Below are 12048 nucleotides of genomic sequence, written 5' to 3'. Positions count from 1 at the left end.
CGGTCATCGCCGGCGGGAAGGCCCCGCCGGCGATGCATGATCAAGCACGCGGTGGGTTCAGGCCGCGTGCTTGTTCATGAACTCCTCACACAGGGTGGTGAGGTAGATGGGGGTTTCCTGCATGGGGCAGTGGCCGCAATTCTCAATGACCGCCATCTCCGCATTGGGATGCCAGGCAAGGAAGGTCGCGGCCAGTTCCTCAGGCAGGAAGCCGGCCTGGTCCCACACGCCGGCCACCACGAGCAGCGGCGGCGTCGGGCGGGCGGCCTTCACCTCATCGGAGAAGTCCTCCACGGTCCACATGTCCAGATAGCGCCGCACCGCCACGTTGTTGCGGGTATTGCGGGCAAGCCAGAGCTTGTGTTCGGACCATTGCTTGGTGAGCTTGTGGTTGGTGATGCGCGCCGCAAGCTCGCGCACCGCGTCGTCGTCCACCAGCGTGCGCTCGAAGAAGGCCCGACGCTCCGGGTCCATCTTGATCGCCGCGGCGGAGACCGGCCCCACCGCGACCTCACTCTTGATGCGCTCCGGGTGCATCAGCACCATGCGCTCCACCACCATGCCGGTCATCGAGAAGCCGATGATGTGGAAGCGATCCCAGCCGAGGCTGTCGGCGGTGTCGAAGGCGTCCGCCGCCGCTTCCTTGGCGCTGTATTCCCCCTCCAGCTTGATCGACCGCCCGTAGCCGCGGATATCCACGAACGCATAGGTGAAGCGTTCCGTATCCAAGTAGAGATGCATCGGCTTCCAGCTGGTGCAGTCCGCGAGCCAGTCGTTGAAGACGATCACGCCTTCCTTGCCTGTGCCGACAAGTTCGTATCCGAGAACCATCTTAAGTCTCCGTAGCCGTTCACGGCGTGCTTTCAGGGGGTGGTGACCTTGATGTCGGTCACAGCGGGAAGCTTGCCCGCAACGATCTCGCCGTGGGCCTGCTTGAGGGGCTCCATGTCGTAGAAGGGCTTCACGTCGAGCTTGGTGTTGAGGAGCTTGTTGTCGAACAGGAAGTCCATCACCGCCTGGGCGCCGTCGATGTCGGCCTGCGACACCATCAGGTCCACGTCGGCCGGGCTCTTGATGGGGTTGGCAAGATTGCGGTCGAAGTCGGTGGCGATCTTCAGCAGCCGCGGGTCGAGGCGCGAGGTCTTGGCGAACCATCCGCGTGCCTGCTCAAGATTGTTGGAGGCCCACCAGGTGGCCATGATCCAGGCCTTGATGAACTTCACTTCGCCTTCGCGGCCATTGGCCTCGATCCACTTGCCGGAAAGGCCCTGGAGGCCGATGTTCTCGCCCCTCGGAGCCATCCAGAGAGGCTTGGCGATCTTGGCCTCGATCAGGCGCTCCATGGTCGGATCCCAGGTGATGACGGCGTCCACGAGGCCGCCCTGCATCGCCGCGGTCTGCTCGGCGATGTCCTGGTTGACGATGGTCATCTCCTTGAAGGGATCCTTGACGCCGGCCGCCACGATGGCCTTCACCGAGCGTGGGAAGGTGGTGGTCGCGAAGGGTGCGCTCACCTTCTTGCCGCGGAGGTCGGCGAGGCCGCCCTGGAAGTCGGGGCGCACCAGGATGCCGAAGCGGGCATCATGGGTGCGCATCAGCACCTTGGAGCCGGGCATGCGGGCCATGGCGCGCAGCACCGGAGCATCGGCGGCGAACACGTTGTCGATGTCGCCGGCCACCGCCGCCTCGGCCAGCGGGCCGCCGAAGGTGAAGGTCTTGAAGTCGGCCTTGATGCCGTTGAGCTCGAAGATATTGGTGTGGCGGAGCACCTCCACCACCTCGCCGCCGGCGGCCCAGAGCGACTGGTAGCCGACCGTGACCTTGATCGGATCGGCGGCCCGCGCCTGCCCCGAGAGGCCGAAGGCGAGGGCTGTGGCGACAAGTACGCTAGCCACCGTGCCGCGGCGCCGAAGGGGCCGGGCTCCCGTTGTATCGGACATGTTGTTTTCTCCTCTGGTTATCAGTTGGGTGCCTTCCAGCCGACGAGCGCGTGCTCGAGCCAGAGCATCAGGCTGTTCATGAGGAAGCCGACCGCGCCGATCACGATCATCCCGGACATGACCTTCTCGGTCTCGACCATGGAGCGGGCGAGCTGGATCATGTAGCCAAGGCCCGACGTGGCGGCGATCAGCTCGGCGGCGATCACGCAGGTCCAGGCGACGCCGAGCCCCACGCGCAGGCCGGTGACGATGTAAGGCACAGCCGTCGGCAGCATGACCCGCGTCAGGAACAGCCAGCGCCCTGCCCCGAAGCATTGCGACACCTGCACATGGATCGGCGCCACCGAGCAGGCACCGGTGTAGGCATTGGTGAAGATCGGGAAGAAGCCACCGATGAAGATGATGAACCAGGCGGAGTGATCGCCGAGCCCAAACCACAGGATGGCCAGTGGAATCCAGGCGATGACCGAGATCGGACGCAGGATTTCCACCAGCGGCAGCATATAGGCCGCGACCTTGCGGTTCATGGCCAGCAGCAGGCCGAGCGAGATGCCCGTCACCGCGGCGAGGCCGAAGCCCACGGCGACGCGCAGCACGCTGGCGCGGATGTCTGCCCACAGCAGCCCCGCCTCGGCGAGGTCCACCGTCGCCTTGAACACCGCCGTCGGCGGCGGGAAGATGTTCGGGTTCGCGAGCCCGCTACGCACGGCGCCTTCCCAAAGCAGCAGCAGGATCGGGATGAGCACCAGGTGGCGCAGTCGCGCGGCCGCGCCCTTCAGGAAGCGGAACGCGCGGGTGCGCGCCTGGGCCCCGGTGGAGCGGACGGCTCTGGTGTCGGGTGCGGCCATGGCGCCGTCTCCTTGCGTCGCCATCACGCGGCCGCCGCACGCACCACTTCGGCGCGCAGAAGATGGGACAGCTCGTTCTTGATCTCCAGGAAGCGCAGATCGTGCGCCCGGATGGAGGGATCGCGCGGACGCGGCAGGTCGACATCCACCACCGCCTTCACCCGGCCGGGGCGCGCCGTCATCACCATCACCCGGTCGCCGAGGAACACCGCCTCCTCGATGTTGTGGGTGATGAGCACGAAGGTTTTTCCGGTGCGTTCCCAGATCCTCAATATCTCCTCCTGCAGCAGGTCACGGGTGAGGGAATCGAGCGCGGCGAACGGCTCGTCCATGAGCACCACGTCGGGGTCGGGGGCGAGGGCGCGGGCGATGCTCACCCGCTGCTTCATTCCGCCGGAAATCTCGTGCGGGTAGCGGCTCGCGAAGCGGGTCAAGCTCACGAGATCGATGAAGCCATCGACGATCTCCTTGCGCTCGGCCTTGCCGACCCCTTTCGCCTGGAGGCCGAACTCCACGTTCTGGTGCACGGTCATCCAGGGAAACAGGCCGTATTCCTGGAAGATCACGGTGCGGTCCGGGCCGGGGCCGGTGATGGGGGTACCGTTGCGCAGCGCCGCGCCCATGGTGGGCTTGGAGAAGCCGGCGATGGTGTGCAGCAGGGTGCTCTTGCCGCAGCCGGACGGGCCGATGATGCAGAAGAACTCGCCCGCCTTGATCTCGCACGACACATCATCAAGGGCGATCACCGCCTCCGCCTCGTCGGGCGTGCTGAAGGACTTGGTGATGTTCCGGATACTGATGGGGCCCATGTTCGGTTCCTCCGGCTGAGGCATCACGCGACGCGATAGCGCTCGATCACATTGAGGTCGGGGTCGAGGCCGAGGCCGGGCGCTGTCGGCACCGGCAGATATCCGTCGACGGGCAGCGTGGCGCCGCCGTAGATCTCGGCCTCGAAATCGCAGAACAGGCGCTCCAGCAGCGGCGTCGCGCGCTGGGCGGCGTTGATGTGGAGCGTCGCCACTTGGCCGGGGCCGAACAGCGCGCAATGGGGCACGAATTCCACGCCTTCCGCCTCGCAGAGAGCGGCGATCTTCATCAGCTCGGTGACCCCGCCGGTCTTGGCCACGTCCGGCTGGGCGATGTCGATGGCGCCGGCGTCGATCATGGCGACGAAGTCGTGCAGGGAGCCGGCATTCTCGCCCGCGGCGATGCGATGGCGTCCGGTAGCGCGCACGATGGCAAGGCCGCGGAAGTCCTCCGGTGGCCAGATGGGTTCTTCGAGCCACATCAGGTCGAGAGGGGCAAGCTCGCGGTCATAGCGCAGCGCCTCGGTCACCGACCACGGGCAGTTGGTGTCGAGCATCACCAGCGCATCCGTGCCCGCCGCCTCAACCGCAGCGCGGATCTCGGGGACGGTGACCTCGTGGAGCTTCACATGGCGGTAGCCGAGATCCACCGCGCGGCGCGTCGCCTTCTCCACGTCGGGGCAATTGCCGTAGCGCATCAGGCTTGCGTAAACGCCGATGCGGTCGGTGAAGGGGCCGCCCAGCAGGTCCACCAGCGGCCGGCCGGCAGACTTCGCGGCGATGTCCCACAAGGCGAGATCGACGGCGGAAATGCCGTACATGATCGGGCCCACGCGGCCGAAATTCTGGAGCTGGAATTCAAGATCGAACTTGGTTTTCGCGATCTCGCACGCGCGGCGGCCCATCACCAGCGGCAGCACCCGCGTCTCGATCAGCATCTTCAGCCCGCGATCCTCGCCGCGGGAGAAGGCCTCCCCCCACCCGACGACGCCGGCATCGGTCTCGAGGCGCACGAACAGGGTATCGAATTGGGTACGCGGCGCGCCGCCGAAGCTCCACGGCGGGACGCCGCCGGACTCGAACGGAACGGAAATGAGGATGGCCTCCGCCTTGACGATGCGCTGGTCGGGCATCGACACGGGACGCACGCCGCCGGTTTCGCCGGCGGAAATGGTGGAAATCGCGGATTGGCTGGGCGTCACAACCGAGACTGGCATTTTGTACCTTTTTTCGTCTTCCGCTCGGCCCTATGGTGGGCTGGCGTCTTTCGCTGATTGTTGACAATTATCTGATAACGTCCGATTTAGTTGGTCAATGGATAAATTGACTAAAATTCGAGTTCGAAACGATTAAAGAGGAGGCAAGTAACCGATGGCTGCTCTGAAAATGGTCTCGGCGGTCGCCAAGCGCAGCCTGGATAGGGCGGCGGCGGACGCGCTTCGGCAGGCAATAGTCTCCGGCGAGGTTCAGCCGGGTACGCGCCTCACGGAGATGGAGATCGCCGCGCAATTCGAGCTGTCGCGCGGCACCATCCGCGCCGCGCTCCAGCGCCTCATGGGCGAAGGGTTGATCGTGCAGCGCCCCTATTCGGGGTGGGAGGTCGCGACCCTCACGTCCCACGACGTTTGGGAGCTTTATACGTTGCGCGCCAGCCTGGAGGGGCTTGCCGCCCGCCTCGCCGCCCGCCACCCGGACCGGCGCGCGCGCATGGAGATCGCGTTCGATGCGCTGAAGTCGGCGGCCGATTCCGGCGACGGCCGCGAGATCACCGAGGCCGACCTATCCCTGCACAAGACGATCGTGAGCCTCGCCGGCCATAGCCGCCTCGCCAGCCAGTATGATGTGGTGGAGCAGCAGGTGCGGATGTTCATGGCCTCGTCCAACGCCATCCTGCCCCGCTCGACGATGCTGATCGAGAATCACGTGCCTCTGGTGACGGCGGTGTCCGAAGGCGATCCGGATCTCGCGGAGCGCTGCGCCAGCGTCCACAGCACCAGCTCAGGCGAGATCCTGGTGCGCCATTTGGAGGCGCAGCAGCACACGCACGCCGGGGAGGCATCCGAGCCGCCCAAGTCCGGCTGGCGCTGAGCCGCAGCGGCGCGCCCCCGGCCGCCCGATGCCCGGCGCCCTTTGGGCGGAACCGCAGCGCAGCGCGGACCAGATGGACCGCGCTCAACGACGCTCTGCGGGCCGCGCACCCCCGCCCCCACATCTTCGACCTCTCGGCCTGATCGAGACCGGCGACTCGAGGCTGCGTGCCGAAATATCATCGGCTTGCAACGCAAAACGACTCCCATAAGACGATTGGGCGCAAGAGCACACCCATCGAAATATCCAGATTGCCCGAATCCGAATTCATTTTTTAGGGAAAAACAATTCCGATCCGAATTCAAAGTTCAATGTTATTTTTACAGCATCTTATTTTTATCGATTTTCATCCCATTTTAGTTTAAATTCATTCTTTCGGGAAACATCCGATGACCTCATTTCTGCAGCAGAAGACGATCTCATTTTCTCAGCCGTTCGAACTGCGCGGCATTGACGGCGCTCAGGCCGCCGGGGATTACATCGTCGAAACTGAGAACGAACAGATTTCGGACGTATCCCATCCCGCCTATCGCCTCGTGGCGACCAGCCTGCATCTGCCCCTCGACATGGGCTTAGACACGCGGGGCCAGATCGTTTCGGTCAGCCAGAACGATCTCGACGCGGCGCTGATGAAGGACCGTGACCAAACGGTGTGATGCCGCACGCCGGCAAGCTCGGACCATGAGTGGAAGCAACAATGGCGCTTAATTTCCCAAACGTGAGCCGCAGCCTCGACATGGTGCGGAACTGTGTCTGCTTCTGGGGCTATGACGGCGCCTTCGAAGTCGCCTTCCAGGTGGAAACAGGCGCTCTTCGCCGGATCAAATCCGACGTGCAGGAGGATGAAGACTCCCTGCTGCGGGTATTCGACGGCAATCGCGTGCGCATCCAGAAGGTCGCCAGCAGCGCCTATTCCAAGCGCCGCCAGAGCCATTACCGTCTGTCGGCAGCGGACTTCTAAGGGTCCGCCGCCCTGACCCCTACCCTTCCATCACACGCATCAGATCCGCGATCCTGATGGTCGCGAAATTCGAGAAGGTGTCGGAAACCGCATAGGGCAGGATGATCTGATCCTTGTGCCGCATCGCCCCGCACGTATAGACCACGTTGGGCACATAGCCCTCCCGCTCGGAAGGCTCGGGCCGCACCAGGGGCTCGCGCGAGCGGGCCAGCACCCGTGTGGGATCGGTTTTGTCGAGCAACACCGCGCCGATGGCATATTTGCGAACCGGGCCGACCCCATGGGTCAACAGCAGCCAGCCCTCGTCCAGCTCGATCGGCGATCCGCAATTCCCGATCTGGACGAATTCCCAGGGAAACTTCGGCTTCAAGATCAATTGGCCGCCATCCCAGGTGCACAGATCATCGGACTTGATGAGATAGAGGTTCTCATTGTCCTGCCGTCCGATCATGGCGTACTGGCCGTCGATCTTGCGCGGGAAGAGCGCCATGCCCTTGTTGAATGACGCGCTCCCCCGCAGCGGGGTGAGGTGGAACGAGGCGAAATCCGTGGTTTTCAGCAGCTCCGAACGGATCGCCTTGCCGCTGTAGGCCGTGTAGGTCGCATAGAAAGTGCGCTGCCCCTGGTCCTCGAACTCGACGAAGCGCGCATCCTCGATCCCGTTGGACTGGGACTCCGTCACGGGAAAGATCACCCGCTCGCTGATGTCCTCCTCCGGGCCGAAGACCACTTCCACATGCTCCCCATCGGGGCCGGGCATCCGCGCGCGGATGGTTGGGGTCGAGGCAAGGCGCCCGGTCGGATCGATGCTGACGCTGCCGTCGGCTGCGATGGTTCCCGATCGGAAGGTAAGGGAGGAAATGTGCCCTTCTCCAACCGCACGTAAGCTGAGGATGAAGCGTCGCCCGCCTTCCGGCGCCCCCGATTGGTCGGGGTGGGCAACGATGCTCGGATTGAACAAGGCCGAGGCTTCGAAGGAATATTCGTGGAGAAAATAGGCGCCCACCAGCCGCCGCTGGCTGGCTGTGAAGAGGTCGTGCGCCGCGAGTGCCTCTTCCATTTCGTCGGCGCGGGCCTCGAAAGTCGCCAGCAGGTTGCGGTGCCGCCCCTGGAAGTTCTCCAGCACATCGGCGAGCTGGCTCTCCGCGGTCTCCGGATCGAGGGCGAGTACCCGGTCGACGATATGATTGGCGCGCGTCTTGTCGGTGGGGTTGAAGTCGCGCGGCTCGGTCGCCGGCTTGAAGGGGCGTACGACCACGCGCGCTGGGTCCGGCCGCAGGTAGAGCGCCTGCCGGTTCAAAAACATGGGGTGGGACACGGCGGCCTCGGTTCTGTTGATGGTTCGCTTTGGGCGATCAGGCGCTCAGGGCGCGAAACGAGGCTGCCTGTGTTTGCTCGCCGCGCAGCTGGGCAAGCTGGCGCATCTCTATCACGCTCAGCGCAAACGACACGACGGATTCTCCGCCCCGGTTCTCATTCGGCCGGTCACGATGCAGGCCGTCGCGGCAACTGCCCGTTTCGATATCGACGAGCGACGCGGAAAGATCGTTGCTGCCGAAGAACCATGCGAAGGCCCGCTCGGCCTCATCCCGCCATGTCTGGTCGCCATCCGCATCCCATGCCGTGAGGCACGCGGAGATGGCTGCGGCGGCCTCGACCGGCTGCTGGTCGAAGGCTTCCGGCAGCGCCCGCACATTCGCGAACCCCTCGGTTCCCACGGGGCGGAACACGCCGGTCGTTGCGGTCTGGAGCGTTACCAGCCAGCGAAGCGCCCGCAAGCCCGCCTCCACATAGTCCGGCGTGCCGCTGGACACGCCCGTGAGGATCAGAGCTTGCGGCAAGCGGGCGTTGTCGTAGGAAAGCCCTTCCTCGAACCACACCCAGTCCGTGGTTTCCACCGCTGCCATCAACGCCATCAGCCTGTCGGCCAGCAGCAGCCGCATGCGTCGGGCCTTCGCATCGTCCTCATACGCCGCGCAATACGCATCCAGGCCCAGCAGCGTGAACGCCCAGGCGCGCGGGGATGAAAAGCCTTCGACGGTACCGAGCGCCACAGCGAACAGATCGGCCGCCCAGCGCCGGCGGGAGGCATTGTCGTCCAGGCGCGCGCAGGTGCCGAGCGCCCATAGGGTCCGCCCGTGGCTATCTTCGGAGCCTCGGTCTTCCAGCCAGCGGCGGTCGAAGCTCATGAAATTGCGAAAGCGCGCCACATCCGGATTCCAGGCGTGCTGCACGAATGCGGCAAAGCGGCTCGTCAGCACCTCCGGCAAGGGCGCTTCGCCCGGCGCATTGAGGGCGCAGGCCAGCAGGAGCGCGCGCGCGTTATCGTCCACGCAGTAGCCGTGGGACCTGTCGGGCACCGAATGCACGGCGTGTTGGTAAAGGCCGGTATCGTCGCACATGGACAGGAAATGGCTGAGCTGAAGATTGGGAAGGGGTGGGCGCACGCGCGCCGGCGCACCATGCGTACGACGGGCGATAACGCCGAGGCGATATCCGCGCCGGGCACCCTCGAAGGTGGCGATGTAGCGTTCGGCAGTGCGCTCCCAGGTCATGGAACGGCTGCTCGCATAGGCGCGCTGGCGCATGGCCTCACGCCGCCCGTCATCGGTCAGAAGATCGGCAATTTCCGCACCGATGGCAGTGGAATCGCCGAACGGCACGAGTGCACCCCGCCCTGCCGCCAGAAGCTCGCGCGCATGCCAATAGGGTGTGGAGACCACCGCCCGGCCGAGGCCGAAGCTGTAGGCCAAGGTGCCCGAGGTCATCTGCGCCTCGTTCAGGTACGGCGTCACATAGACATCGCACATGGAGATGAAGTCGAGCAGGGTCGGCTGGTCCACGAACTGATCGAGAAACACCACGTGCCCCTCGACTCCGAGGGCCTGCGCCCGCGCCACCAGGCTTTCGCGATAGGCTTCGCCTTGCGTGCGAACCAGATTGGGATGGGTCGCGCCAAGCACCACATAAACCGCATCCGGCCGCTGCTTGAGAACCGCCGGCATGGCATCGATCATCACCTCGATCCCCTTATTGGGGGACAGGAGGCCGAAGGTGAGGATGACTGAATGGCCCGTGAAGCCGCGTCTCGCCTTTGCCGCGGCGGGCATGATGAAGGGAAAGTCGGGAATGCCATGGGGGATGACTTCGATCTTCTCCGCCGGCACGCGATAGACGGTGAGCAGAAGCTCGCGCCCCTTCTCGGCCATGACGACGAGCTTCGATGAGACGTTGACGATCCGTTCCATCACCCGACGCTGCGCGGCGTTGGGTTCCGCAAGCACCGTATGAAGCGTGGTCACGATGGGCATGTTCAGGCGCGACAGCAATGCCACGATATAGGCGCCCGCTTCCCCTCCGAAGATGCCGAATTCGTGCTGCAAACTGACAACATCGATCTTGGCGCGGTTCAACGTCTCCGCCGCACGGATATAGTCTTCAATGCGGTCGTCACTGATCTGCACCATCACGCTGGACGGATAATCATAAGCTTGGCCATGATCGTTCATGGCGACAATGGACGTGGTGATCTGCGCGGGCGCGGCGGCGATGGCGTGCTGAAGATCGGTGGTGAAGGTGGCGATGCCACAACGGCGCGGCAGGGAATTGCCGATGAAGGCAACGTGTTTGACTTGGGTCACGGTCGCATCTCCGAAGCGCGGAAGGATGAGTCCGCTCGTGAGGGGAAAAGTTGGGTCGGGGCGGCGAAACCGGCCGCCCGCGTAGGCACGGCCGGCAGCTCGCCCGCAGCCAGCAGGTCGGGATGCGGCACATCGGCGGCATAAGCCACCAGCGCTTTCGCACCACGCCCGCCGGCCCGGACGGGTGCGCATTCCCCCTGCAGGAAGAGCGCACCGCCGACCGTCACATCGAGGCCGGCCACGCAGGCACTGCCTTCGAGCATCAGCATCCAGGTTTCGTGCGGCGCGTCGAGCGACCAATCCACGCTGGGGGCGAGATCAAGCCGTTCGATGACGAAATGAGGTGTGACGGCGAGCAGGGTCCGGCCGTTGCCCAGCGCGCGCGGCGCGGCTTGCGGGCCAAGGGGCGCCATGTGGGTCGCGGCGACGGCCTGCTCCGCATGCAGCTCCCGTGAGCGGCCGTAGTCGAAAAGGCGAAAGGTCACATCGCTGCGCTGCTGGATTTCGGCGATGACGAGGCCGGCTCCGATCGCATGGATGGTGCCGGCGGGGACGCAGACCACGTCGCCCTTGAGCACGTCGCGCCATTGGACGCGCGCGGCGATGGAGCGATCTTCGATCGCGGTGCGCAATTGCGACGGCGTCAGCGGACCGTTCAGGCCGACCGCCACCTGCGCGCCCGGCTGGGCGGACAGTATGTACCAGGCTTCGCTCTTGCCGTGCTCCTGGCCGAGAGTGCGCGCGAACGCATCATCGGGATGCACCTGGATCGACAAGGGCTGCGTGGTGAACAGCAGTTTCAGAAGCAGCGCGGTCTCCGGCGCCGAGGGATCGGCACGCTCGAACCAGAGTTCGCCGACAGCCCCATCGAGGGGGGCGATGGTGCGCCACGGCAGCAGGTCGGTGCTGCCCCATGGCTTGCGAACCACGCGCACGCAGGCCTGTTCGATTGCCATGCTCGTCTCCTTGACCGTTCCGCTGAGATCGGGACGATCTGAGACCGGACATGCTCGTTCGTTTGGCGCGATGCGCGAGCTGCAGTGCTTAGTGACGCCGGCTTGACGCGACGGAGGGGACATCCGTGACGTCCACATGGGCCGCATCGCTTTCCAGACGCAGCTCCTTGTCGGAGAAGGTCAGCTGCAACAGGCGCCCGTCGTCAGTCAGCAATTGAACCACGCGGCGACCGAACACCCCACGCAGGGCTGCCGCCGAAAGCCGGATTTCGCCGGAACTGGTGATGCCGACAGGTGCATTGAAGAAGCTGTCGAAATCATAGGTCGCCCGACCTATTTCCTGCCCATCGCACCTCAGCATGCCTTCGCCTGCAACTCCACCGATATAACGCATGGTCAATCCTCAAATAAACATGGAATGCTCTTGCCACATCTGAATGAGGCATCGAATTTCCGTTTAAGATCCAAGCAGAACCGCTCCGCAGCATCTCCAAATTCTGAAGACGGCGATAGAAGCAGGACAACGGCACCGATGTGCGCACGCGCACGTGCTTTCAGATCGCAGATAGAATTCGGTCTATCCGCCAGCGACGCCCACGCTCAGAAATTCCGATATCTGTATTGAGATAATCTCGAATATCGGAATTACAATCCTTCGCCTAATAAAACCAATTTTTGGCGTAAAATTAATTGAAATCACAAAGATATTTAAAATCTCAGATTTCGGATTTTTCTTTTGCCGCTCTGCATGATGCAACATTTATGTAAGGCAAAAGTTCCATTCATGAGCAAACGCAACCGTTGGACG

General features: G+C 64.1%; 12 protein-coding genes. 3 read left to right on the top strand and 9 right to left on the bottom strand.

Annotated elements, in window-relative coordinates; all coding sequences use genetic code 11:
* Positions 1-57 precede the first annotated feature (57 nt).
* Genes V5F68_RS05015 through V5F68_RS04995 form a run of 5 tightly spaced genes read right to left on the bottom strand, consistent with a single transcriptional unit; the run spans position 58 to position 4811 of the window.
* Positions 58-831 carry an alpha/beta fold hydrolase gene (locus V5F68_RS05015; protein WP_394013544.1) on the bottom strand — a complete coding sequence of 258 codons (774 nt, stop codon included), beginning with the start codon at positions 829-831 and terminating at the stop codon, positions 58-60.
* Between the two features lie 32 nt (positions 832-863).
* Entirely contained in the window at positions 864-1940 is a 1077-nt protein-coding gene (locus V5F68_RS05010) for an ABC transporter substrate-binding protein (protein ID WP_394013543.1), read from the bottom strand.
* Between the two features lie 20 nt (positions 1941-1960).
* Entirely contained in the window at positions 1961-2788 is an 828-nt protein-coding gene (locus V5F68_RS05005; RefSeq protein WP_394013542.1) for an ABC transporter permease, read from the bottom strand.
* 23 nt (positions 2789-2811) lie between these two features.
* The gene (locus V5F68_RS05000; RefSeq protein ID WP_394013541.1) at positions 2812-3597 is read right to left on the bottom strand and encodes an ABC transporter ATP-binding protein; all 786 of its coding nucleotides are present in this window, start codon (positions 3595-3597) and stop codon (positions 2812-2814) included.
* 23 nt (positions 3598-3620) lie between these two features.
* Complete coding sequence (locus V5F68_RS04995; RefSeq protein WP_394013540.1) at positions 3621-4811, bottom strand: mandelate racemase/muconate lactonizing enzyme family protein; 1191 nt, start codon at positions 4809-4811, stop codon at positions 3621-3623.
* A 154-nt stretch (positions 4812-4965) separates the two neighbouring features.
* On the opposite strand from V5F68_RS04995, the gene V5F68_RS04990 reads away from it, so the two are divergent.
* The 3 genes from V5F68_RS04990 to V5F68_RS04980 all read left to right on the top strand — a co-directional run bounded on the left by V5F68_RS04990 (position 4966) and on the right by V5F68_RS04980 (position 6643).
* Positions 4966-5682, top strand: coding sequence for a GntR family transcriptional regulator (locus tag V5F68_RS04990; RefSeq protein WP_394013539.1), 717 nt, complete (start codon positions 4966-4968; stop codon positions 5680-5682).
* A gap of 389 nt (positions 5683-6071) precedes the next feature.
* The gene (locus tag V5F68_RS04985; protein WP_394013538.1) at positions 6072-6338 is read left to right on the top strand and encodes a hypothetical protein; all 267 of its coding nucleotides are present in this window, start codon (positions 6072-6074) and stop codon (positions 6336-6338) included.
* Positions 6339-6379: 41 nt separating this feature from the next.
* Positions 6380-6643, top strand: coding sequence for a DUF1488 family protein (locus V5F68_RS04980; protein ID WP_394013537.1), 264 nt, complete (start codon positions 6380-6382; stop codon positions 6641-6643).
* A gap of 19 nt (positions 6644-6662) precedes the next feature.
* On the opposite strand, the gene V5F68_RS04975 is transcribed toward V5F68_RS04980, so the two are convergent.
* The 4 genes from V5F68_RS04975 to V5F68_RS04960 all read right to left on the bottom strand — a co-directional run bounded on the left by V5F68_RS04975 (position 6663) and on the right by V5F68_RS04960 (position 11634).
* A complete protein-coding gene (locus tag V5F68_RS04975; RefSeq protein ID WP_394013536.1) occupies positions 6663-7961 on the bottom strand; it encodes a glycoside hydrolase family 130 protein in 1299 nt (432 codons plus the stop codon).
* A gap of 37 nt (positions 7962-7998) precedes the next feature.
* On the bottom strand, positions 7999-10284 hold the full coding sequence (locus V5F68_RS04970; RefSeq protein ID WP_394013535.1) for a glycosyltransferase family 4 protein: 2286 nt from the start codon (positions 10282-10284) through the stop codon (positions 7999-8001).
* Entirely contained in the window at positions 10281-11240 is a 960-nt protein-coding gene (locus V5F68_RS04965) for a class I mannose-6-phosphate isomerase (RefSeq protein WP_394013534.1), read from the bottom strand. The genes V5F68_RS04970 and V5F68_RS04965 overlap by 4 nt, the downstream gene beginning before the upstream one ends.
* An 88-nt stretch (positions 11241-11328) precedes the next feature.
* Positions 11329-11634: a hypothetical protein gene (locus V5F68_RS04960; RefSeq protein WP_394013533.1), complete on the bottom strand. Its 306-nt coding sequence runs from the start codon at positions 11632-11634 to the stop codon at positions 11329-11331.
* Positions 11635-12048: the final 414 nt, after the last annotated feature.

The sequence above is a fragment of the Roseixanthobacter pseudopolyaromaticivorans genome, from assembly GCF_043195145.2.
Classification (GTDB): domain Bacteria; phylum Pseudomonadota; class Alphaproteobacteria; order Rhizobiales; family Xanthobacteraceae; genus NCEH01.
Note: the sequence above shows the minus strand (reverse complement) of the source record. Positions and strands in the feature narration are given on the sequence as shown.

Coding starts and splice junctions, on each gene's coding strand:
- V5F68_RS05015 (WP_394013544.1), bottom strand. CDS start 831: ATGGTTCTCGGATACGAACTTGTCGGCACAGGCAAGGAAGGCGTGATC.
- V5F68_RS05010 (WP_394013543.1), bottom strand. CDS start 1,940: ATGTCCGATACAACGGGAGCCCGGCCCCTTCGGCGCCGCGGCACGGTG.
- V5F68_RS05005 (WP_394013542.1), bottom strand. CDS start 2,788: ATGGCCGCACCCGACACCAGAGCCGTCCGCTCCACCGGGGCCCAGGCG.
- V5F68_RS05000 (WP_394013541.1), bottom strand. CDS start 3,597: ATGGGCCCCATCAGTATCCGGAACATCACCAAGTCCTTCAGCACGCCC.
- V5F68_RS04995 (WP_394013540.1), bottom strand. CDS start 4,811: ATGCCAGTCTCGGTTGTGACGCCCAGCCAATCCGCGATTTCCACCATT.
- V5F68_RS04990 (WP_394013539.1), top strand. CDS start 4,966: ATGGCTGCTCTGAAAATGGTCTCGGCGGTCGCCAAGCGCAGCCTGGAT.
- V5F68_RS04985 (WP_394013538.1), top strand. CDS start 6,072: ATGACCTCATTTCTGCAGCAGAAGACGATCTCATTTTCTCAGCCGTTC.
- V5F68_RS04980 (WP_394013537.1), top strand. CDS start 6,380: ATGGCGCTTAATTTCCCAAACGTGAGCCGCAGCCTCGACATGGTGCGG.
- V5F68_RS04965 (WP_394013534.1), bottom strand. CDS start 11,240: ATGGCAATCGAACAGGCCTGCGTGCGCGTGGTTCGCAAGCCATGGGGC.
- V5F68_RS04960 (WP_394013533.1), bottom strand. CDS start 11,634: ATGCGTTATATCGGTGGAGTTGCAGGCGAAGGCATGCTGAGGTGCGAT.